Consider the following 22723-nt stretch of genomic DNA (forward strand, 5'->3'; position numbering starts at 1 on the left):
AACAGACGTGACAGGCTGGCAGTTCTGGGTCGACCGAGGCGGCACCTTCACCGACATCGTCGCGCGGCGCCCGGACGGCCGCCTGCTCACGCACAAACTGCTGTCCGAGAACCCGGCCCGATATGCCGACGCGGCGGTCGCGGGTGTCCGCGAACTCCTCGAAGAGGGCGGGGAGATCGAGGCCGTCCGGATGGGCACCACCGTCGCCACCAACGCTCTCCTGGAACGCAACGGCGAGCGCTCCCTCCTTGTCATCACCGGTGGCTTCCGCGACGCCCTGCGCATCGCGTATCAGAACCGCCCCCGCATCTTCGCCCGCGCGATCGAACTGCCCGAGCTGCTGTACGAGCGTGTCATCGAGGTCGACGAACGGATCGCCGCCGACGGCACGGTCCTGCGCGCCCCCGACCTGGACACCCTCGCCGGGTCCCTCCAGGAGGCGTACGACTCCGGGATCCGCGCGGTCGCCGTCGTCTGCCTGCACAGCCACCTCCACCCCGCCCACGAACAAGCCGTCGGCGAGCTGGCAGCCCGCACCGGCTTCCCGCAGATCTCGCTCTCCAGCGAGGTCAGCCCGCTGATGAAGCTCGTCCCACGCGGCGACACGGCCGTCGTCGACGCCTATCTCTCGCCCGTACTGCGCCGCTACATCCAGCACGTCGCCGACGAACTCCAGGGCGTGCGGCTGATGTTCATGCAGTCCAACGGAGGTCTCGCCGAAGCGGGCCAGTTCCGCGGCAAGGACGCCATCCTGTCCGGACCTGCCGGCGGCATCGTCGGCATGGCCCGGATGTCGCAGCTCGCCGGCTTCGACCGCGTCATCGGCTTCGACATGGGCGGTACGTCCACGGACGTCTCGCACTTCGCGGGCGAGTACGAGCGGGTCTTCACCACCCGGATCGCCGGGGTCCGGTTGCGCGCGCCCATGCTGGACATCCACACCGTCGCCGCGGGCGGCGGCTCGGTGCTCCACTTCGACGGCTCCCGCTATCGCGTGGGCCCCGACTCGGCGGGCGCCGACCCCGGGCCCGCCTGCTACCGCGGCGGCGGCCCACTCACCGTGACCGACGCCAACGTGGCCCTTGGCCGGATCCAACCCGCCCACTTCCCAAGGGTGTTCGGCCCCGACGGCGACCAGCCCCTCGACGACGCGCTGGTCCGCGACCGGTTCGCCGCCCTCGCGCACGAGATCCGTCAGCGGACCGGTGACGACCGCACCCCGGAGCAGGTCGCCGAGGGCTACCTCCAGATCGCTGTGGCCAACATCGCCAACGCCGTCAAGCGGATCTCGGTGCAGAAGGGCCATGACGTCACCCGGTATGCGCTGACCACCTTCGGGGGCGCGGGCGGCCAGCACGCGTGCATGGTCGCCGATTCGCTCGGCATCCGTACCGTCCTCGTCCCGCCCATGGCAGGTGTCCTGTCCGCCCTCGGCATCGGACTCGCCGATACGACGGCCATGCGGGAGCAGTCCGTGGAGGCGCCCCTGAAAGCCTCCTCGATGCCCAGCATCCTCAAGACGGCCGACGACTTGGAGTGCGCCGCACGTGCCGAACTCCTCGCCGAGGACGTGCCCGAGGGCCGCATCCAGGTCACCCGCCGCGCCCAGCTGCGTTATGACGGCACGGACACCGCGCTCACGGTCGAGCTCACCGAGCCCGACACCATGACCCGCGCCTTCGAAGAACGTCATCGCGCCACCTACTCCTTCACCCTCGATCGTCCGGTCGTCGTGGAAGCCCTCTCCGTGGAAGCCACCGGTCTCACCGAACCCCCCGATCTCTCCGCCCTCGCTCCCTACGAAACGGCCGTCGAAGGCCGCTCCGCCGCTTCGGAGACGGCCAGCCTGCACACCGGTGGTGCCTGGCGCGACGTCCCCCTGCATCGCCGCGAGGAACTGCCCCCGGGCAATATGGTCACCGGGCCCGCGATCATCACCGAGGCCAGCGCGACGACCGTCGTGGACGATGGCTGGCGGGCCGCGGCGACCGACGACGGGCATCTGGTCATGGAACGCGTCGCGATTACGGAGAGTTCCGATCTCGGCACGGAAGCCGACCCCGTTCTCCTGGAGGTCTTCAACAACCTCTTCATGTCCATCGCCGAACAGATGGGCGCCCGCCTGGAATCCACCGCCCAGTCGGTCAACATCAAGGAGCGCCTCGACTTCTCCTGCGCCCTCTTCGATCCTGACGGCAACCTCGTCGCCAACGCCCCTCATATCCCTGTCCACTTGGGTTCGATGGGCACGAGCGTGAAGGAAGTCATCCGGCGTCGCGGCGCGAGCATGCGCCCGGGCGACACATACGCGGTCAACGACCCGTACCACGGAGGCACCCATCTCCCGGACGTCACCGTGATCACCCCGGTCTTCGATTCGAAGAGCACAGAGGGCACAGAGGGCACGGAGGGTGAGCGGATCCTCTTCTATGTGGCCTCGCGCGGCCACCACGCCGAGATCGGTGGCATCGCGCCGGGCTCCATGCCCGCGAACAGCCGCACCATCGACGAGGAGGGCATCCTCTTCGACAACTGGCTGCTCGCCGAGAACGGTCGCTTCCGCGAGGCCGAGACCCTGGCCCTGCTCACCGAGGCACCCCACCCCTCGCGCAACCCGAAGACCAACCTCGCCGACCTGCGCGCCCAGATCGCCGCCAACCAGAAGGGCGTCGACGAAGTCGGCCGCATGATCGAGGACTTCGGGCTCGACGTGGTCCAGGCGTACATGAGGCACGTCCAGGACAACGCCGAAGAAGCGGTGCGCCGCGTCATCGACGCCCTTGAAGACGGTGAATTCGCCTATGAGACCGACTCCGGGGCCGTCATCCGAGTCCGCGTCCGCGTAAACCGCGGACAACGCTCCGCGACCATCGACTTCACCGGTACGTCCCCGCAGCTCACCACCAACTTCAACGCACCCTTCGCCGTGGTCAACGCCGCGGTCCTGTACGTCTTCCGCACCCTGGTCGCCGACGACATCCCGCTCAACGACGGCTGTCTGCGGCCCCTCGACATCGTGGTGCCGCCGGGATCGATGCTCGCCCCCGAGCCCCCGGCCGCCGTGGTCGCGGGCAACGTGGAGACGTCCCAGGCGATCACCGGCGCCCTGTACGCGGCCCTGAAAGTGCAGGCCGAGGGCTCGGGCACCATGAACAACGTCACCTTCGGAAACGAGCGGTACCAGTACTACGAGACCGTGGCCTCCGGATCGGGCGCGGGCGACGGCTTCCCCGGCGCGCCCGTGGTTCAGACCCACATGACCAACTCGCGACTCACCGACCCCGAAGTCCTGGAGTGGCGACTGCCGGTCCGGCTCGAAGAGTTCGCGGTCAGGCGCGGCAGCGGTGGCGCCGGACGCTGGCGTGGCGGTGACGGTGCGGTGCGCCGCGTCCGGTTCCTCGAGCCGATGACCGTCTCCACGCTGTCCCAGCACCGCCGGGTGCCGCCCTACGGCATGGCGGGCGGCGCGCCCGGAGCGCTCGGCGCCAACCGTGTCGAGCGCGCGGACGGCACAGTCACGGAACTTGGCGGAAGCGACTCGACGGACGTCGGCCCCGGCGACGTACTCGTCATCGAAACCCCCGGCGGCGGGGGCTACGGCCCACCGCCGCACGACCCCCATCAAGCAGGAGAAGAGATCGATGATCTTCGGGCGTTCTGAGCGCGGCAAGCCCCCGGTCGAGCCCGTCACGCTCAAGATCCTCGTGGCCGGCGGCTTCGGCGTGGGCAAGACGACCCTCGTCGGCGCGGTCAGCGAGATCAAGCCGCTGCGCACCGAGGAGGTGCTCACCGAGGCGGGCCGGCCGATCGACGACACCAGTGGCGTGGAGGGCAAGCACACCACCACCGTCGCCATGGACTTCGGCCGCATCACGCTCCGCGAGGACCTGGTGCTCTACCTCTTCGGGACTCCCGGCCAGGACCGCTTCTGGTTCCTGTGGGACGAGCTCGCCACCGGCTCGCTGGGCGCCGTCGTACTCGCCGACACCCGCCGCCTGGAGGACTGCTTCGCCGCCGTCGACTACTTCGAGCGCCGTTCCATACCCTTCGTGGTCGGCGTCAACTGTTTCGAGGGCGCTGCCCGTTACCCCGCCGACGACGTCCGCCAGGCCCTCGACCTCGACCCCGGAGTACCGGTCGTGCTCTGTGACGCGCGGGACCGGGAGACCGTCAAGGAGGTCCTCATCCGGGTCGTCCAGCACGCGATGGCGCACGCCGCCGACCGCCGCCAGGCGGTCACGACCTGACGCACGGCTGCAGTCCCCGAGAGTCATGGCCTGATGCACGGCTGCAGTCCCCGAGAGTCATGGCCTGATGCACGGCTACGGCCTGCAGAAGTCATGATCTGATGCAGGGCTACAGCCCGCAGAGGTTATGACCTGACGCATGGCTACAGCTCGCAGAAGTCATGACCTGATGACGCACGGTACGGCCCGCCGATACACAGGTACGGCCCGTACCCCCGCCGACCGGGGTACGGGCCGCAGTCATGCACGCGCGCGTGGCTCACGCGAGACGCACGCGCGCGTGGAACCCTGATTCAGCCGACCTCGTCCTCGTGCCAGCCGAAGCTCTTCTCCACCGCCTTGCGCCAGTTGTGGTACTCGCGGTCGCGCACGGCGGCCTCCATGGCGGGCGTCCACTCGACGTCCTTCTGCCAGTGCGACTTCAGCTCGTCCAGGTCGTTCCACACACCCGTCGCGAGCCCGGCCGCGTACGCGGCGCCCAGGCATGTCGTCTCGGAGACCTTCGGACGGATCACCGGCACTCCGAGGACATCCGCCTGGTGCTGCATCAGCAGATTGTTCTTGGTCATGCCGCCGTCCACCTTGAGGGTGGTGATCTGCACCCCGGAGTCCTGGAACATGGCGTCCACGACCTCACGTGTCTGCCAGCTCGTCGCCTCCAGGACCGCGCGGGCCAGGTGCGCCTTCGTGACGTACCGCGTGAGCCCGGTGACGACACCGCGCGCGTCGGAGCGCCAGTACGGGGCGAAGAGGCCCGAGAACGCCGGCACGATGTACGCGCCGCCGTTGTCCTCGACGCTCGCCGCCAGTGTCTCGATCTCGTCGGCGCTGCGGATGATGCCGAGCTGGTCGCGGAACCACTGCACCAGTGCCCCGGTGATCGCGATCGACCCTTCGAGGCAGTAGACCGGTGCCTCGGTGCCGATCTTGTACCCCATGGTCGTCAGCAGCCCGTTCTTCGAAGGAACGGGCCGGTTACCGGTGTTGAGCAGCAGGAAGCTGCCCGTACCGTATGTGTTCTTCGCCGTGCCCACGTCGTAGCAGGCCTGCCCGAACACCGCCGCCTGCTGGTCACCGAGCGCCGATGCGACGGGGACGCCCGAGAGCTGGCCCACGGCGGTGCCGTACACCTCGGAGGAGGACCTGATCTCGGGGAGGACCGCTTCGGGGACGTTCATCGCGGAGAGGATGGACTGGTCCCACTGGAGCGTCTCCAGGTTCATCAGCATGGTGCGCCCGGCGTTGGTCACATCGGTGACGTGCTGACCGCCGTCCGTGCCGCCGGTCAGATTCCAGATCAGCCAGGAGTCGATGGTGCCGAAGGCGATCTCACCGCGCTCGGCACGCACGCGCAGCCCCGGGACGTTGTCGAGCAGCCAGGCCGCCTTGGGCCCGGAGAAGTAGCTGGCCAGCGGGAGTCCGGTCTGCTCGCGGAAACGGTCCTGTCCGTCCGAGCCGCCCAGTTCGTTGCAGAGTGCGGAGGTACGGGTGTCCTGCCAGACGATCGCGTTGTGCACGGGCTTGCCGGTGGCGCGGTCCCACAGGACAGTCGTCTCGCGTTGGTTGGTGATGCCGAGCGCGCTGACCTGGTCGGCGCGCAGACCGGCCTTGGCGATCGCCCCGGCGACCACGGCCTGCACCTTGGACCAGATCTCGGTGGCGTCGTGCTCCACCCAGCCCGGCTTCGGGAAGATCTGGCGGTGCTCGCGCTGGTCGACGGCGACGATCGCGCCGGCCTGGTTGAAGATGATGCAGCGGCTTGAGGTGGTGCCCTGGTCGATTGCGGCGACGTACTTCTCGGCATGGTCCGTCATGACGTCCCCTTCGTCAGAAGGCTGCGTTGTAGATCGCGGCCCCGATGGCGGCACCCGCGATCGGGCCGACCACCGGGATCCAGGAGTAACTCCACTCCGAGGTGCCCTTGTTGGGAATCGGCAGCAGCGCGTGGGTCAGGCGCGGCCCCAGGTCGCGGGCCGGGTTGATGGCGTACCCAGTGGGGCCGCCCAGTGAGAGGCCGATGCCGACGACGAGGAGGGAGATGAGCAGGACGGGCAGGCCCGCGTCGCCGATGCCCGCGACGTGCTTGCTCCCGCCGACCAGCCCGAGGATGGGCAGCATCAGGGCGGCGGTGGCGATGATCTCGGTGATCAGGTTCTGCACGGGGTTGTTGATCTCCGGCCGCGTCGAGAAGATCCCCAGCGTCTCGATGGCCTTGTCCTCTTCGGCGTTGAGGTTGAACTGGCCGAGGTAGAGCAGCCAGCAGAGCGTGGCTCCGATGATGGCTCCGGCGAACTGCCCGAGGATGTAGAAGGGCACGTCCTCCCACTTCGTGGAGCCCTCGATCGCGAAGCCGATGGTCACCGCCGGGTTGATCTGTCCCCCGGACAGCGGTGCCGAGGTGTAGGCACCGGCGAGCACGCCGAAACCCCACCCGAAGGCGATGACCACCCAGCCCGCTCCCTGCGCCTTGGACTTGTTGAGCGTGACAGCGGCGCACACACCCGCGCCGAACAGGATCAGAATTGCGGTGCCGATCAACTCGCCGACAAAGATGTCTCCGTTGCTCATGGCGGCTCCTAGGCCCTCGCCCGGGGCGATCGGCCCCGGGCCACCGTGCAGGGTGCGTTTCCCATGGCTACTTCAGCCGAAGGCAGGGAGGTCCCGCGCCCCGCCCGGCGTCCGTGACGAGCGTGCCGTCGCAGCGGAATCGCCCGTGGGGGACGGCCCGTGGGTACAGGTCGGAAACCCGGGCGGCGCGGTGCCTGTAGACGCCCGAATGCGGCGATGCCGATTGACACCCGGAAGTGTTCACCGGTGCCCAGGGGGCGTCAAGGTCGCGGACTGCAACGGTTCGAAGGCCGCAAAGGGGACGTGCGGCGAGAGCCTGCCGTGACCTCGCCCTGGGCCGGGCTCGGGCAAGCGGCAGGCCCCTCGACTCCCGACGGCGAACCGCCGAGCCCAGTCGGCGCCGACGCGCCGAGGCCCGGTGTCTGACCGGCTTTGTTGACCATCGCTGGGCTCGTGCACCACCGCTGGCGGAGAGGCGGAGAGGCGGAGAGGCGGAGGGCGGCGCGGCAGCGGATCGAAGGGTCCGGCGGTCAGCCGGACGACGGGTCGGCTGTCAGCGGCCCGGCGGGTCGGCGGTCAGCCAGTCCCTGGGCCGAGCGGCCAGTCCGTCAGTCCGTCAGTCCGCCCGTTCAGTCCGTCAGTCCGTCAGTCCGCCCGTTCAGTCCGTCAGCCCGTCAGCCTATGCCCGGACGGCTGGCGCGGTGCCGCCCCCGAGCCGCGGCGGATCTCGTGGCCCGGCAGACCCGCGCGACCCAGCACCCAACTCGCCCCGTTCAGAGCCTTCGCGGCCTGCTTGAGGGGCGCCAGGCAGGCGGCCGCCTGCCGGTGGTCGCTCACGCTGCCTGGCGTGCACAACACCGTGGCCAGCGACAGCGTGACGATGCGTCCGCCCGCCGACCAGGGCGTGTCGAGCACCGAGTTGGCCAGCAGGTCCAGGGTGTCCGGGTCCGCGAGGACCAGGAAGTCGTCCCCGCCGATGTGCCCCACCCGTGTGGCCTCGGACGCCGCGTGCTGCAACGCCCGCCCGACCGCCCGGATCAGCTCGTCGCCCGCCGCGAACCCCGCCCCGTCGTTGACCTGCTTGAAGTGGTCGACGTCCAGCCAGCTCAGCGCGAACACCCGGCCGTCCGCGATCCGTCGGTCCACCTCGCCGGTGATCGCGTCCGAACCGGGCAGCCGCGTCAGTGGGTTGAGTCCCGCCGCCTCCTCGACCCGGCTCTCGGCCAGCGCACGGACGAGATCCGCCAGACGTACGACACCCACGCACCGCCCGTACCGGTCGACGACCGCGACATCGTCGGACGTGCGGTCCCGTTCCCCGTCCGCGACCACGTCGAGAACCTCCCACGCGGTGGCGTCGACACCGACCGTGCGCGGCGGATCGCCGAGCTTGGCGGCCGGCCGATCGGCGTACAACGCATGCCCGTAGCGCCCCGACATCGACAGCAGGAACCGCGACCGGTGCAGCGACCGGACCGGGATCCCGGAGGAGTCCACGAGCATCACCCCGGACACGTCGGACGAGCCGGTGAGCAGCGCCCGCACCTGCCCTGCGGAGGCGGCGGCGGGCAGCAGCGCCGCCGGCCGCACGAACTGCCGTACGGACGGCCCCGACGGGGGCGTCGACGCGACGCCGGGGGAGAGGGCCGGAACGTATACATCAGCTGCGGGCAGCCGAGCCGGCGGCGCGAACAGCTCGCCCTGAGCCAGCTGTGCGCCGGCCGCCACCGCGGCCGCGCACTGCAGCTCCGTCTCGACCCCCTCGATGGACAGCAGTGCGCCCAACTGCTCGCACAGCGTCCGCATCGCCCCCACCGCCGCGGGCCTCGTCAGCAAGGACACGTCGAGCTTCATCAGCTCGGGCGTGAGGTCCGTGAGCAGTCGCAGGGGTACGTCGCCGTCGCCCACCCCGTCCGCGCAGATCCGGAAGCCCTCGCCCCGCAGCGCGGCCACCGCCTCCAGCAGAGCGTGTTGCGGCACGTGGGTGTACGGCGGCCCGATGTCGACGGTCACCTCCCACGGCAGTCGCCCGGCTTCGCGCACCGCATCGCGCATCGCCGCGAGCCCGCCGAGGTCGGCCAGGGTTCCGGCGAACACGTTGACGTGCAACGGCAGCAACGTCTCCTTGCGGGCCGCGGTACGGATCGCCAACGCGGCCAGCCGCCCGTCGAGTTCGGGGTCACGGCGGGCCTGTGCCAGGATGTCGCCGGCCTCCGGACGGGCGAGTATCTCCAGCGCCGCAACCCCGCCGGTTGTCAGATTGACGACGGGTTGGAAGGCGAAGCGGACAGTATCCGTCCAGGAGGGCACGGCAGCATGATGGCGCCGCCCGCGCACACCCGGGCGCGATTCATAAGCTGTTCACGCAGGATTCCGAGCTCGTCACACTGGGTGCGTACGGCCGTCGGGATGAAGGCATTCGGCCGGTCACCGAACCCACAACGAACACACGCGGCCGGTCGCGGAGGTCGGGACGAGCGTACGAGGACGATTGCCGACACACGCGCTCGAAGGCGGTTGCCGGCACCAGCGCTCGAGGACGATTGCCGACACCAGCGCACGAGCACGGTGGCCGGCACGAGCGCGCGAGGCGATGCGCCGGTACGACTGCACTGCCTATGAACGCCTGCCGATTCAGCGTACGGCGACGACCGACGACCCGTGTCCGAAGAGCCCCTGGTTCGCGGTGATCCCCACGCGTGCCCCGGCGACCTGCCGGTCACCCGCGCTGCCCCGCAACTGCCATGTCAGCTCGCACACCTGGGCGATGGCCTGCGCCGGAACGGCCTCACCGAAGGAGGCCAGTCCACCGCTCACGTTCACCGGTATGCGCCCGCCGAGTGTCGTCGCGCCCTCCCGCAGCAACTTGGCCGCCTCGCCCTCTCCGCACAGCCCCAGGTCCTCGTACCACTGCAACTCCAGGGCCGTGGAAAGGTCGTACACCTCGGCCAGTGAGAGGTCCTCGGGGCCGATACCCGCCTCCTCGTACGCCGCGCGCGCGATCGACGCCCGGAAGGTTTCGGCCGCAGGCTCCTGCGCGACCGCGGAGTCCGTGGCGATGTCGGGCAGATCGAGCAACGTGTTGGGGTAGCGCGGCGTCACCGTGGACACCGCACGGATCCGCACCGGATCCGCCGCCCCGTGCCGGCGCGCGAACTCCATGCTGGACAGCACCACGGCCGCGCCGCCGTCCGAGGTCGCGCAGATGTCGAGCAGCCGCAGCGGATCGGAGACGATCGCGGACCCGGCGACCTCCTCGGCGGTGACCCTCTTCCGGTAGCGCGCGAGGGGATTCAGTGCCCCCAGGGCAGCGTTTTTCACCTTGACCTGCGCGAAGTCCTCCGGTGTGTCCCCGTACAGGGCCATCCGCCGCCGTGCGTACAGCCCGAAGTACGTCGGATTCGTCGCGCCGAGGACACGGAACCGCAGCCAGTCCGGATCGTCCTGCCTGTCCCCGCCCGCCGGGCGGAAGAACCCCTTGGGCGCCGCGTCCGCGCCCACCACGAGGACGACGTCCGCGAGGCCCGAAAGGATCTGCGCCCGAGCCGTGTGGAGAGCCTGAGCCCCCGACGCGCACGCCGCGTACACGCTTGAGACCCGCGCCCCCTGCCAGCCCAGCGCCTTGGCGAAGGTCGCCCCGGCCACGTACCCCGGATAGCCGCCACGCACGGTGTCCGCGCCCACGATCGAGCCGATGTCCCGCCAGTCGACTCCCGCGTCGGCCAGCGCGGCGCGCGCCGCCACCACCCCGTACTCGACGAACCCGCGTCCCCACTTGCCCCACGGATGCATACCCGCTCCGAGCACCGCCACGTCGCCGGTCATGCCGTCACCCCCGTACGCCACATGCCCTTCATGCCGTCACCCCTGTCGGTCGCCAGTGCCACGTCGTCCAGGTCGTCTCCGCGTCCTCGTTCAGCACACCGGGGACGACCTCCACCTCCATGCCCACCGTCAGGTCGGCGACGGTGACACCGGGAACCGCCTGGCCGAGTACCACGATTCGCTCGGATTCCAGCTCCACGGCGATCAACGCGTAGGGCTGCCAGGAGAGTTCCGGATCGGTCACATACGGTGACGGCGGCCGGTACCGGCTGTCCGTGTACGACCAGACGCGGCCGCGCCGGGACAGCGGCACCTCGGCCAGCTCTCCGCCAGGGCAACCGGGATTACGGCAGAAGGTGTCCTCGCGGGGGAAGAACACCGAGGAGCACGCCGAGCAGCGCGTACCGAGGAGACGGAAGTCCTCCCCTTCCCCGGCGAACCACCCGGCGACCACAGGCGTGCGTGTGCGCGACAAGGTCCCTCCATGGCACTGGATCTGACGGAACGTCAGAAGTGTGCCATGGGCAACGGGAATTGGGCAGGGCGTCGGGACGAACCACAGGCGCCGCTCGGGCGTCGCGGCACTGGGGGACGGCAGGGGCCCACGGGGGTGGTTCCGTCCGTTCCGCCGTACGCAGGAGCGCGCGCTCTGCTAACGACGTCCGTCCAGTGATCGGATACAGTCCGCGGCGTGTCCGCAACCCCGCACCCGCCCGCCGACTTCGCGCCGGACTCGCACTGTTCGAGCTGTGGCGCACCCTACGGAGAGGCTGTCTCCGGCTGGCCCCGCACCTGCGCCGCCTGTGGCACGGTGGCCTACCGCAATCCGCTGCCGGTCGCGGTGGCACTGCAGCCCGTGTACGACGCCAGGGGAACGTCCCTGGTCGTCATCACCCGGACCATCGCCCCCGCGCGCGGCGGCATCGCCCTGCCCGGAGGGTTCATCGACCATCGGGAGGACTGGCGGCACGCCGTCGTGCGCGAGCTCAAGGAGGAGACGGGCATCGACGCGGCGAGCCGGGAAGTGCGGCTCGCCGACGCGATGAGTTCTCCCGCCGGGCATCTGCTCCTCTTCGGACTCCTTCCGGAGCGCCCGGCCGCCGAACTGCCGCCATCCGCCGCCACCGACGAGACGGAGGGCTGGCACCTGCTGCGCAGACCGGCCGAACTCGCCTTCCCGCTGCACACCTTGGCGGTGCGGGCATGGTTCGAGGGGCGGTACGTCTGAGGGGTCCGAGCTCCTCGCGACACGCTCGGGACCCGCGCAGATGAAGCCCGTCGCGTATCCGTACGCCTCAAGGCGTGCTCGGGATGCTCAGTGATCCGTCACATGTGACCCGAGCCCGCGCACCCGAACGGGATACGGCGGCTCGCCCGGGCCGCCCTCGCCCTCCCGCCGCACCACCACATCCCGCCCCTCCCAGCGCGTGACATAGCGCTCGATCTCCGGCTCCTCCCACCCGTCGCCCGCGTCCGGCACGACGAGCCCGCCCCCGCCGCGTCCGCGCGCGGGAGCCCATACCTCCAGCTCCAGACCGCCGTCGGCTCCCCGTACGGGCACGACGGCGCCCGCCCGTGCCAGCACCGGAATCCGCGACAAGGGGGCGTCGAGCAGCACCTGCCCCGGCCCCTCGAACGCCTCCTCGGTGACGGTGTCGTACCAGCGTCCCCGCGGCAATTGCACCGCCCGCCGGTCCGCCCCGTGGTCCAGTACGGGCGCCACCAGGAGACAGTCGCCGAGCAGGAAGGCATCCTCGCAGTCGCGCAGGGCCCGGTCCTCGGGCGCACCCCACCACACCGGTCGTACGTACGGCGCACCGGTTCGGCGTGCCAGATGCGCCAGTGTCATGAAGTACGGGAGCAGCCGCCGCCGTTCGCCGAGCGCCACGCGCGCGTGCTTCAGGACTTCGTCGCCGAACTCCCAGGGCTCCCTGCGCCCCGCGCGCAGACTCGCGTGCGTACGGAACAGCGGGAGGTACGCGCCGAGCTGGAACCACCGCAGATACAGCTCGGGCGACGGGCTTCCGTCGAAGCCGCCCACATCGGGTCCGGAGTAGGGCACCCCGCACAGCCCGAGCCCCATCACCAGCGACAGCGAGGCCCGCAACCCTGGCCAGCCCGTGGCCACATCCCCGGACCAGCTTCCTCCGTAGCGCTGCATTCCAGCCCACCCGGAGCGCGAGAAGAGGAACGGCCGCTCCTGGGGCGCCAGTTCACGCAGACCCTCGTACGCTGCGCGGGCCATCCCGAGCGCGTACACGTTGTGCGCCTCGCGATGGTCTCCTCCGTGCCCCTCCAGGGAGTGCCGTGCCGAGCGGGGCAGCGTCGACTCCCCGAACGCCGTGAAGGACGTCGGCTCGTTCATGTCGTGCCAAAACCCGGCGAACCCCTGCGCGAGCCGCTCCTCGTACAGTCCGCCCCACCAATTCCGCACGCGCGCGTGCGTGAAGTCCGGGTAGACCGACTCTCCAGGCCATACGACACCCCGCACGAGCCGCCCCGAGGCATCCCGCACGAAGGCGTCCTCGGCGAGCCCACTGTCGTACACGGTGTTGCCGGGCTCGGCCTTGACCGCCGGGTCGACGATCGACACCAGGCGGATGCCATCGCGGCGCAGCTCCTCGGCGAGCACGGGCAGCTTTGGGAAGTGCTCCCGGTCGACCGTGAACACCTGGTGCGCGTCGTAGTGGTCGATGTCCAGGTGGACCGCGTCGAGCGGAAGACCGCGCTCCTGATAACCCGCGACGATCCGCCGCACCTCCTGCTCGCTGCCGAAGCCCCACCGCGCGTGATGGTGCCCCAGCGCCCACGCGGGCGGCAGTGCGGCCGCTCCGGTGAGCGAGGCCCACGCGTGCAGCACCCGCGCGGGGGTGCCCACTATCACCCAGCAGCGCAGGGGGCCGCCGTCCATCCGCAGCTCACACGTCCCGGCGCGGTCGTGCCCCGAGCCGGCACCCTCCTCGCCCTCGCGCAGCGTCACCGCGCCGTCCCAGGACGTGTCATGGAACACGAGGTGCGTGGCAGCGTCCGCGACCACCATCTGCACGGGCATGGTGAGGTACAGCGGATCGTCGCCGGGCCCGAAGGCCTGGCCGGGGTCCGTGTTCCACAGCCGGTACTGCCCGTCGCGCAGCCGGGGACCCGCCGCGCGCCCGCCCAGGCCGAAGAACCGCGCGTCGGCAGCCACTTCGGAACGCTGCATCCAGCGGGCCGCGCCACCAGCGACGGGCTCCCACCAGCGAGGCGGCAGATCGCGGCGCAGGATCACACCGCCGGGGGTACGCACCTCGACCGCCCCGTGCCGCGAGACGACGACGGTCGCCCGTTCGGCCACCACCCGCCAGCCGCCGTCCTTGTCCGGCTCGAGGACGGCGCGCGGGTCCGGCTCCGGGCAGCGGCCCGCGAGCGCGTACGACGGCTCCGGGCCGACCCCGTCCCAGCCCCAGAACACCGCTCCGTTCACCGCGACCATGATCCGCAGCTCGGACCGCGTGAACCGGACGACACCGCCGCCGGGCCCCGGCTCCACACCGCGCACCGGCCCGGGCACCCGCGCGCGCTCGGCGCCCCGCCGCGGCAACCCGGTGGCATCGGCACGCCTCCTGCGCCACGCAGCCCGCATCGTGCGCAACCTTTGAGTGGCACCCCCCGAACCGACCGACTTCACCGAACGCACCAGGTCACGACCGTCCATGCTGCTCACCCTGCCATTGCCGGCGCCAAATGGGTGAGTCGTTCAACTCCCGTTCACCCGTGGCGGCGCCACATCTTCACTCTGCCGACTATGTGTGGCGCACCCTGGTGCAGAAGTCGATCACATGGCATCGTCCGTGTCAGCCGCGTGACGCGCACACCCCTGCTCGTGCGCGACAGACGCACACGACGCGCACAGTCCGGGAGCCGCCCCATGTCCACCGCGAACCCCTCACCGCTCTGGCAGCCCACCGAGGAGCGGATCGCCCAGGCACAGATCACGAAGTTCCAGGCCTGGGCGGCCGAGCACCACGGAGCGCCGTCCGACGGCGGCTACGCGGTGCTGCACCGCTGGTCGGTGGACGAGCTGGACTCGTTCTGGCAAGCCGTGACCGAGTGGTTCGACGTACGGTTTTCGACGCCCTGCACGCGCGTGCTCGGCGACCGCTCCATGCCTGGCGCCGAGTGGTTCCCCGGGGCGACCCTCAACTACGCGGAGCACGCCCTCCGTGCGGCGGAGTCCCGCCCGGACGAGCCGGCCCTCCTCCACGTCGACGAGACCCATGAGCCGACCCCGGTGACCTGGTCCGAGCTGCGCCGCCAGGTCGGCTCGCTGGCCGCCGAGCTGCGCGCCCTCGGCGTACGCCCCGGAGACCGTGTCAGCGGCTATCTCCCGAACATTCCGCAGGCCGTGGTCGCCCTGCTCGCGACAGCCGCCGTGGGAGGCGTCTGGACGTCCTGTGCCCCCGACTTCGGCGCCCGTAGCGTCCTCGACCGCTTCCAGCAGGTCGAACCCGTCGTGCTCTTCACGGTCGACGGGTACCGCTACGGCGGCAAGGAGCACGACCGCCGCGACACTGTCGCCGAACTGCGCCGGGAACTGCCCACCCTGCGCGCCGTAGTGCACATCCCCCTGCTCGGCAACGAGGCACCCGAGGGCGCTCTGGAATGGTCCGCCCTGACCTCCGCCGACGTGGTGCCCGTCTTCGAGGAGGTGCCCTTCGACCACCCCCTGTGGGTGCTCTACTCCTCCGGCACGACCGGCCTCCCCAAGGCCATCGTCCAGTCCCAGGGCGGCATCCTCGTCGAACACCTCAAGCAGCTCGGCCTGCACTGCGACCTGGGCCCCGAGGACCGCTTCTTCTGGTACACGTCCACGGGCTGGATGATGTGGAACTTCCTCGTCTCCGGCCTGCTCACGGGCACCACGATCGTCCTGTACGACGGCAGCCCGGGCTATCCGGACACGGGTGCCCAGTGGCGCATCGCCGACCGCACGGGGGCGACCCTCTTCGGCACCTCCGCGGCGTACGTCATGGCGTGCCGCAAGGCGGGCGTCCACCCCTCCCGCGACTTCGACCTCGCGCGCGTGCAGTGCGTCGCCACCACCGGCTCGCCCTTGCCGCCCGACGGCTTCCGCTGGCTGCACGACGAGGTCCGCGAGGATCTGTGGATCGCCTCCGTCAGCGGCGGCACCGACGTGTGCTCCTGTTTCGCGGGAGCCGTACCGACCCTCCCGGTGTACATCGGAGAACTCCAGGCACCCGGCCTCGGCACCGACCTCCAGGCCTGGGACCCCAGTGGAAAGCCCCTCACCGACGAAGTCGGTGAGCTGGTGGTCACCAACCCGATGCCGTCCATGCCCATCCGCTTCTGGAACGACCCCGACGGCAGTCGCTACCACGACAGCTACTTCGACACGTATCCCGGAGTGTGGCGCCACGGCGACTGGATCACGGTCACCTCACGCGGCTCCGTCGTCATCCACGGGCGCTCCGACTCCACGCTCAACCGCCAGGGTGTGCGCATGGGGTCGGCCGACATCTACGAAGCCGTCGAACGCCTCCCCGAGATCAAGGAGTCGCTCGTCATCGGCATCGAACAGCCCGACGGTGGCTACTGGATGCCCCTCTTCGTGCACCTCGCCCCGGGAGCCGTGCTCGACGAGGCCCTCCTGCAGCGCATCAAGCAGACCATCCGCGAACAGCTCTCCCCGCGTCACGTCCCCGACGAGGTCATCGAGGTACCCGGCGTGCCCCACACCCTCACGGGCAAGCGGATCGAGGTCCCGGTCAAACGTCTCCTCCAAGGCGCCTCCTTGGAGAAGGCGGTCAACGTCGGCTCCGTGGACAACGTCGAACTTCTGCGCTTCTACGAGGACCTGGCCCGCAAGCGCGCCTGATCATCCCCCGTAGGTGGCCTCGGACTCGCCGAGCACGGCAGCGAAGTCCGAGGCCAGCCGCACCGCGTCGGCGGGTTCGAGATCAGCGACCGAAATCCGTACGCCGGGTCCGGAAGCGAGCCGGAAGCGCGCACCAGCCGCCACCCACCACCCGTACGACCTCAGCCCGTTCACGACGGCCGACTCGTCCCGCACGGGCACCCAGAGGTTCATCCCGCTCACACCATGGGTCTCGATCCCGCGCCCTGCGAGCTCCCGGACGAGGGCGACGCGCCGCAGCCCATACGTCTCCTGGGCACGCGCCACCAGCGCGCGCGTGCCGTCGTCCGTCATGAGGCCGTACACCGTCTCCTGCAGCAGATGACTGACCCAGCCCGACGTCAACAGCAGCCGACCGTCGTGCCGAGCCAGCGTCGTCGGATCACAGGCCGCGGCGGCCCACCGTAGATCCGTCCCCAGGAACTTGCTCACGGTCCGTACGTGCACCCAGCGCCCCAGATCGCCCATGGTCAAAGTGCGCAGAGGCGCATCCGCGACGGCGGACGCGTGATCGTTCTCGACGACCAGCACATCGGGCTCCTCCTGAAGGACCTCGACAAGCGCGTCCCGGCGCTCCGTCGAGAAACATCCGCCGTACGGATTCTGCGCCCGCGGACTGCACACCACGGCGCGTACACCCGTCCGCAGGGCACTGCGCAAGGCCTCGGGGAGCATCCCCTCGTCGTCCACCGCGACCGGAACGGTTCGCAGCCCCAATGCCGTGACCAGATCAAGCAGATGGTGATATCCGGGGTCCTCCATGGCAACGGCGTCCCCCGGCCGCAACTCCACCGACAGCAGCCGCCCGATCAGATCCAGCGCACCGTGCGCGAACGTCACGTGGTCCGTCGGTACCCCGTCGGGCCCCAGCCAGTCCCGTACCGCGTCCTCCAGCCGCGCCAGCCGCGGCGTGCTGCGATGCGACCGCGCACCTGGGGATAGCCGCGAAGGCGGCACCAGATGGGGCAGCAGTTCGGGGTCCGGATGCCCGCCCGCCAAGTCGCGCAGTCCGGCCGGCACTTTCGGCGGCCGCCGCGCCGCCACCGAGGGCGCGGCGGCGACCACGGTCCCGCCGCGTCCCCGAGTCACCACGATCCCGCGCCGCCGCAGCTCCTTGTAGGCCGTCGCGACCGTCCCCGGACTCACGCCGAGTTGGTCGGCGAGTCCGCGCACCGGAGGCAGCGCCGTCCCCGGCTCCAACGCGCCGTCGGACACGCCTCGTTCGACGGACGAGGCAATTCCCTTGGCCGTCGTGCCACTGATCCCATATTGTGTTGCCACGTTGCTAAGTATGTATCAATACATAATGTGAGGCAAGGGGGAGCAGTGAGTCCGATGCGCCGCGCAGCCGCATGGTCGACCCACATTCCAGGAGGCCGCGACGGCCGCAGAATGCTCTGGATCGCCCTCGTCGACCGGATCGGCAGCGGGCTGTGGGCATCCGTCTCCGTCCTGTACTTCACTTACGTCACCGGTCTCTCCGTCGCGGAGGTCGGGGCCCTTGTCGCCGTGTCCGGAGCCGTGGGCATCGCCGGAGCACCGCTCGGCGGCCGTATCGCCGACCGCCTGCCGCTCACCCACGTTCTGATCGCCCTCCAGCTCCTGCGAGCCCTGGCCTCCTTCGCGCTGCTGACCACCGACAACTACGCCCTGCTGCTGGCCTTCTCCGCCGCCGGCAGCCTTGGCGATCGCGCAGCCAACGTCCTCACCAAGCTGTACGCCACCCGCGTCGCGGGCCCCGACCGCGTCCGCTACCAGGCGGTCAACCGCACCGTCGCCAACGTCGGCTGGGCCATGGGCGGTCTCGCCGCCGCCGGGGCCCTCGCCATCGGCACCACCGCGGCGTACCAGTGGCTCCTGGTGGGCGACGCCCTCTCCTTCGTCGCCGTCGCCCTCGTCACCACGGGCTGCGGCGAACCGCCATCGGTCAGCCGCACGATCACCACATCGACGGACCCCGCCCCCGCTACCCGGCCGGCCAGTCCCTGGCGCGACCGCACTTACCTCGCATACGTCGCCACCGAAACCGTCCTCTTCCTCGACGACGCCGTGTTCAAGGTCGGACTGCCGTTGTGGATCGCCCACTCCGACCACGCACCCCACGGACTCGCTCCGCTGCTCATGGTCCTCAACAACGTGATGGTGGTGGCCCTTCAAGTGCCCCTCGCCCGGTTCGGCGCCACCACAGCCGCGGCGTGCGCCCTGCTGCTCCCGCTCTCCGCGGTCTTCGCCCTGGGCGGCGTCGCCATGGCGCTCTCCGCCACGGGAGGAGCCGTCACCGCGACCGTGCTTCTCACCGCCGCGGCCGCCGCCTTCACCGTCGCCGAGATGCTCCACGCCACCGTCTCCTGGGAACTCTCCGTCGCCCTCGCCCCCGACACTGCCCAAGGCGCCTACCTCGGCGTCCACGGACTCGCGCAGTCCGCCCAACGCAGCGCCGGACCACTGGCCGTCACCGCGGCCATCGCCATCGGCCCCCTCGGCTGGACCGCATTCGGCGCGGCCATAGCCGTGACCTGCCTGTTTCAGCACCGCCTGGTGCGCGACCACCTCGCTCGCCCGGCATTGTCAGTGCCGCCAGTTACTGTGAGTGAGCATTGATCGACTGTGCACAGGGGGAAACATGGCGCACACCCAGCACCAGACCATGCGACGCGTTCTGCGCCGCGAAATCGCCGGCACCATCGGCCTGTTGACCGACGAACAGGACTTCACGGCGATGCGGCGCTACCGCACCTTCGCCTTCGACGACCACACCACCTACCTCCAGCAGGTGGAGGCCTTGCTCAGGACCCTCGCCGCCCAGGGCAGCCACACCACGGTGGCACTCTTCGACCCCGAGGAGTACGCCGAATTCTGCGCCGAAAGCGGCCTGGAACCCGACGCCCCGGCCAGCCGTACGCGCTTCACCGCCGAGCTGGCGGCCATGGGCCCCACCGTTCCGTACGACGGACAGCCCCTCGCCGAACTCGTCCCGGACCTCGTCGACGAGGCCGTCCGAAAGGCCACCTGGGAGTACGCGACCACACTCCTGGCCCGCATCGGCAACTGCGCGTCCTGTGGTGAGGACATCGGCCGAGTGTCCTTCGCCCGCGCCTCCCACCTGCTCGCCCGCATCATCGACACCGCGGGCCACGGCGACCTGCACCTCGTCTGCAGCGTCTCGGCAGCCCCGGAGACGCTCGTCGCCGCACTCCGGGTCGATGGCGGACCAGAAGGCGGCACCCGCCTCGACGAGACAGAAGCGCTCGAATTCACCACCGTGCTGGCCCTCGGCATCGCGACACGAAGCGCCGGAGGACTGGTCATGCGCACCACCGCGCCCGACACCACCGACTGCGTCTACGGATGGCGCCTGCGCGGCGAGGATCTGGAACCCCTGACCGCCGCGGAAGTCTTCGACGCCTACTGCACCGATGCCGATTCCGGAGACCTCGTCTCCCCGGAATCGGGAGTCAACTACTGCGTGCCACCCGACCTCGGAGACGAAGGACAAAGGACCGGTCACACGCACTGAACGCGATGGGGCGCCCCACCGTGGGTGGAGCGCCCCTGCACACCGGTCGAGCGACAACGCGGCCCGGTTACTCGCCGGACAGCACCGCCTGCGCCGCCGTACGTGCCTCTTCGGCCGTGTCCGCGGCACGTGCGGCCGCGGCCGCACGCTCGCACTGGGCCAGCGTGTACTTGGCCAGCGTCGTCCGAACATAAGGAATCGACGCGGCACCCATGGAAAGGGAGGTGACGCCCAGACCGGCCAGCACACACGCGAGCAGCGGGTCCGACGCGGCCTCACCGCAGACACCACAGCTCTTGCCCTCGGCCTTCGCCGCCTCGGCGGACAGCGCGACCAGGTCGAGCAGCGCGGGCTGCCACGGGTCCTGCAGACGGGACACAGCACCCACCTGTCGGTCGGCGGCGAAGGTGTACTGCGCGAGGTCGTTGGTCCCCAGGGACAGGAACTCGACCTCCTGCAGGATCGACCGCGCACGCAGCGCGGCCGACGGGATCTCCACCATCGCGCCGAACTTCGCCTGCAGCCCGGCCGCACGGCACGCGTCCGCGAACGCCTTGGCGTCGGTGCGGTCAGCGACCATCGGAGCCATCACTTCGAGGTAGACCGGCAGCCCCTCCGAAGCCTTCGCGAGGGCGGTCAGCTGCGTACGCAGCACCTCGGGGTGGTCGAGCAGCGACCGAAGGCCCCGCACACCCAGCGCCGGGTTCGGCTCGTCGGCCGGAGTCAGGAAGTCGAGCGGCTTGTCCGCGCCCGCGTCGAGCACGCGAACCACGACGCGGCCTTCGGGGAAGGCCGCGAGCACCTGGCGGTACGCCTCGACCTGCTTCTCCTCGGTCGGCGCGTTCTTGCTGTCGTCCAGGAAGAGGAACTCGGTACGGAACAGGCCGACACCTTCGGCGCCGGCCTCGACAGCGGCCGGCACGTCCGCCGGACCGCCGACGTTCGCCAGCAGTGGCACCTTGTGACCGTCGGAGGTGGCACCCGGACCCGTCGACGCGGACAGCGCCGCCTTGCGCTCCGCCGCCGCGGACTCCAACTGCACCTTCTTCTCCGTGCTCGGCTCCACGAAGATCTCACCAGTGCTGCCGTCCACGGCGATCACCGTGCCTTCGGCGAGCTCACAGGCACCGGGGAGCGCGACCACAGCAGGGACGCCGAGCGCGCGCGCCAGGATCGCGCTGTGGCTGGTCGGCCCGCCCTCCTCGGTGACAAAACCGAGCACCAGAGTCGGGTCGAGCAGCGCCGTGTCCGCAGGGGCGAGGTCACGAGCAATAAGGACATACGGCTCGTCGCTGTCCGGGACACCCGGCATGGGCACCCCGAGCAGCCGCGCGACGATACGGTTCCGTACGTCGTCGAGGTCAGCCACGCGGCCGGCGAGGTACTCACCGGCGCCGGCCAGCAGCGCGCGGTAAGCGGCGAACGCGTCGTAGACCGCGCGCTCGGCCGTGCTGCCGACAGCGATACGCCGTTCCACGTCCGCCATCAACTCGGGATCCTGGGCCATCATGGCCTGGGCCTCGAGCACCGCCTGGGCTTCGCCTCCCGCCAGATTGCCGCGCGCCATCAGGTCGGCCGCCACAGCTTCCACGGCCTGGCGGGCACGCCCCTGTTCGCGCTCCGCGTCCTCCGTGGGGATCTGCTTGGCAGGCGGCTCAAGAACCGCCGTTCCCATGTGCCGAACCTCGCCGATCGCCACACCGTGGCTCACGCCGACGCCTCGCAGCGTTGTCTCCATCTCACCCGTCTCCGATTAGTGCGGCGGGGTCCCGCCGCCGCGGTGGTTGTCCAAGTCGCCGTCTCTGACGGCCCTGATGTCAGCGCCAGGTGAAGAGGACGTCGCCGGCCTTCGTGTCGCCGTCCTCCTGGAGGTCGGAGAGGGAGTCGGCGGTGGCTTCGAGTGCCACGATCGGGCACACCGGGGACTTGCCCGCCTCCTCGACGACGGCCGGGTTCCAACGCACGATGCTCTGACCCCGTGCGACGGTGTCACCCTTGTTGACGAGCAGCTCGAAGCCCTCACCGTTGAGCTGTACGGTGTCGATGCCCAGGTGCGTGAGCACACCGTGACCCTCGCTGTCGACGACGACAAAGGCATGCGGGTGAAGCGAGACAATCACTCCGTCCACGGGGGCGACAGCCTCCGAGGGCTCGCGCACCGGGTCGATCGCCGTGCCGGGGCCCACCATCGCCCCGGAGAACACAGGATCAGGTACCGCGGCGAGTCCGATGGCGCGTCCTGCAATAGGGGACGTCACGGTGGTCATGGGAAGCCTCCCAGGGGTGGAGATCTATATGGGCCGTCACTGCCTGTCCCGGACGGCGCACTGCTGAGCAGGGTATGTCATATGAACTACCCGTTCCGCATGGGCCGTCCGGGTTGGCGGCCGTAGAGCACAGCCCAAACGATTTGCGCCTGCTCCCGGGCCCCATGTAGAGTCGTACTCCTGCCTTGAGGCCGAGCGACGCGACCAAGCGTCCTTGCCTGGCAGCACCCAACTTGTCAGATCCTATCTCGGGGTCTCGTTCTGCATGTCCGCAGGACGGTGGTCAGAGAGACGGAAAAACACTGATAGAGTTTGAAACACCGAAGGGAAGCGCCCGGAGGAAAGCCTGAGAGAGTCTCTCGGGTGAGTACAAAGGAAGCGTCCG

General features: G+C 70.2%; 15 protein-coding genes. 6 read left to right on the forward strand and 9 right to left on the reverse strand.

The genetic code is table 11. The features are described 5' to 3' along the window. The first annotated feature begins 7 nt into the window (after window positions 1-7). Together IEY95_RS23785 and IEY95_RS23790 are read left to right on the forward strand one after the other, a co-directional pair. The gene (locus IEY95_RS23785; RefSeq protein ID WP_189188123.1) at window positions 8-3661 is read left to right on the forward strand and encodes a hydantoinase B/oxoprolinase family protein; all 3654 of its coding nucleotides are present in this window, start codon (window positions 8-10) and stop codon (window positions 3659-3661) included. Next, the gene (locus IEY95_RS23790) at window positions 3642-4247 is read left to right on the forward strand and encodes a GTP-binding protein (protein WP_189188124.1); all 606 of its coding nucleotides are present in this window, start codon (window positions 3642-3644) and stop codon (window positions 4245-4247) included. The genes IEY95_RS23785 and IEY95_RS23790 overlap by 20 nt, the downstream gene beginning before the upstream one ends. Before the next feature lie 293 nt (window positions 4248-4540). Here the strand turns inward: IEY95_RS23790 and glpK are convergent, their stop codons facing one another. The 5 genes from glpK to IEY95_RS23815 form a co-directional block, all read right to left on the reverse strand. Continuing rightward, window positions 4541-6061, reverse strand: a complete 1521-nt coding sequence (gene glpK / locus IEY95_RS23795; protein WP_189188125.1) for a glycerol kinase GlpK — start codon at window positions 6059-6061, stop codon at window positions 4541-4543. A 13-nt stretch (window positions 6062-6074) separates the two neighbouring features. Further along, window positions 6075-6815: an MIP/aquaporin family protein gene (locus tag IEY95_RS23800; protein ID WP_189188126.1), complete on the reverse strand. Its 741-nt coding sequence runs from the start codon at window positions 6813-6815 to the stop codon at window positions 6075-6077. A 666-nt stretch (window positions 6816-7481) separates the two neighbouring features. Then, window positions 7482-9125: a GGDEF domain-containing protein gene (locus IEY95_RS23805; protein WP_189188127.1), complete on the reverse strand. Its 1644-nt coding sequence runs from the start codon at window positions 9123-9125 to the stop codon at window positions 7482-7484. 324 nt (window positions 9126-9449) lie between these two features. After that, the gene (locus tag IEY95_RS23810; RefSeq protein WP_189188128.1) at window positions 9450-10640 is read right to left on the reverse strand and encodes a lipid-transfer protein; all 1191 of its coding nucleotides are present in this window, start codon (window positions 10638-10640) and stop codon (window positions 9450-9452) included. Window positions 10641-10668: 28 nt separating this feature from the next. Continuing rightward, a complete protein-coding gene (locus IEY95_RS23815; RefSeq protein ID WP_189188158.1) occupies window positions 10669-11094 on the reverse strand; it encodes a Zn-ribbon domain-containing OB-fold protein in 426 nt (141 codons plus the stop codon). Between the two features lie 237 nt (window positions 11095-11331). Between IEY95_RS23815 and IEY95_RS23820 the strand changes: the two genes are divergently transcribed. Continuing rightward, a complete protein-coding gene (locus IEY95_RS23820) occupies window positions 11332-11868 on the forward strand; it encodes an NUDIX domain-containing protein (RefSeq protein ID WP_189188129.1) in 537 nt (178 codons plus the stop codon). 87 nt (window positions 11869-11955) lie between these two features. Here IEY95_RS23820 and IEY95_RS23825 read toward each other — a convergent pair whose 3' ends face one another. Continuing rightward, complete coding sequence (locus IEY95_RS23825) at window positions 11956-14334, reverse strand: glycoside hydrolase family 31 protein (protein WP_189188130.1); 2379 nt, start codon at window positions 14332-14334, stop codon at window positions 11956-11958. Window positions 14335-14547: 213 nt separating this feature from the next. Between IEY95_RS23825 and IEY95_RS23830 the strand changes: the two genes are divergently transcribed. Next, a complete protein-coding gene (locus tag IEY95_RS23830) occupies window positions 14548-16515 on the forward strand; it encodes an acetoacetate--CoA ligase (protein WP_189188131.1) in 1968 nt (655 codons plus the stop codon). On the opposite strand, the gene IEY95_RS23835 is transcribed toward IEY95_RS23830, so the two are convergent. Further along, window positions 16516-17835 (reverse strand): aminotransferase class I/II-fold pyridoxal phosphate-dependent enzyme, encoded by a 1320-nt coding sequence (locus tag IEY95_RS23835; RefSeq protein WP_189188132.1) that lies wholly within the window; start codon window positions 17833-17835, stop codon window positions 16516-16518. A 54-nt stretch (window positions 17836-17889) separates the two neighbouring features. On the opposite strand from IEY95_RS23835, the gene IEY95_RS23840 reads away from it, so the two are divergent. Then, window positions 17890-19155 (forward strand): MFS transporter, encoded by a 1266-nt coding sequence (locus tag IEY95_RS23840; RefSeq protein WP_308429333.1) that lies wholly within the window; start codon window positions 17890-17892, stop codon window positions 19153-19155. Between the two features lie 22 nt (window positions 19156-19177). Next, entirely contained in the window at window positions 19178-20071 is an 894-nt protein-coding gene (locus IEY95_RS23845) for a DUF8829 domain-containing protein (RefSeq protein ID WP_189188133.1), read from the forward strand. Window positions 20072-20138: 67 nt separating this feature from the next. Here the strand turns inward: IEY95_RS23845 and ptsP are convergent, their stop codons facing one another. Then, window positions 20139-21809: a phosphoenolpyruvate--protein phosphotransferase gene (ptsP, locus tag IEY95_RS23850; RefSeq protein WP_189188134.1), complete on the reverse strand. Its 1671-nt coding sequence runs from the start codon at window positions 21807-21809 to the stop codon at window positions 20139-20141. A 79-nt stretch (window positions 21810-21888) separates the two neighbouring features. Then, complete coding sequence (locus tag IEY95_RS23855; protein WP_189188135.1) at window positions 21889-22338, reverse strand: PTS sugar transporter subunit IIA; 450 nt, start codon at window positions 22336-22338, stop codon at window positions 21889-21891. Window positions 22339-22723: the final 385 nt, after the last annotated feature.

This window comes from Streptomyces albiflavescens (genome assembly GCF_014645835.1).
Classification (GTDB): domain Bacteria; phylum Actinomycetota; class Actinomycetes; order Streptomycetales; family Streptomycetaceae; genus Streptomyces; species Streptomyces albiflavescens.

Bases quoted from the DNA above. Each gene is read 5' to 3' on its own strand.
- IEY95_RS23790 (WP_189188124.1), top strand. From the start codon at position 3,642: ATGATCTTCGGGCGTTCTGAGCGCGGCAAGCCCCCGGTCGAGCCCGTC.
- glpK (WP_189188125.1), bottom strand. From the start codon at position 6,061: ATGACGGACCATGCCGAGAAGTACGTCGCCGCAATCGACCAGGGCACC.
- IEY95_RS23800 (WP_189188126.1), bottom strand. From the start codon at position 6,815: ATGAGCAACGGAGACATCTTTGTCGGCGAGTTGATCGGCACCGCAATT.
- IEY95_RS23810 (WP_189188128.1), bottom strand. From the start codon at position 10,640: ATGACCGGCGACGTGGCGGTGCTCGGAGCGGGTATGCATCCGTGGGGC.
- IEY95_RS23825 (WP_189188130.1), bottom strand. From the start codon at position 14,334: ATGGACGGTCGTGACCTGGTGCGTTCGGTGAAGTCGGTCGGTTCGGGG.
- IEY95_RS23830 (WP_189188131.1), top strand. From the start codon at position 14,548: ATGTCCACCGCGAACCCCTCACCGCTCTGGCAGCCCACCGAGGAGCGG.
- IEY95_RS23840 (WP_308429333.1), top strand. From the start codon at position 17,890: ATGCGCCGCGCAGCCGCATGGTCGACCCACATTCCAGGAGGCCGCGAC.
- IEY95_RS23845 (WP_189188133.1), top strand. From the start codon at position 19,178: ATGGCGCACACCCAGCACCAGACCATGCGACGCGTTCTGCGCCGCGAA.
- ptsP (WP_189188134.1), bottom strand. From the start codon at position 21,809: ATGGAGACAACGCTGCGAGGCGTCGGCGTGAGCCACGGTGTGGCGATC.
- IEY95_RS23855 (WP_189188135.1), bottom strand. From the start codon at position 22,338: ATGACCACCGTGACGTCCCCTATTGCAGGACGCGCCATCGGACTCGCC.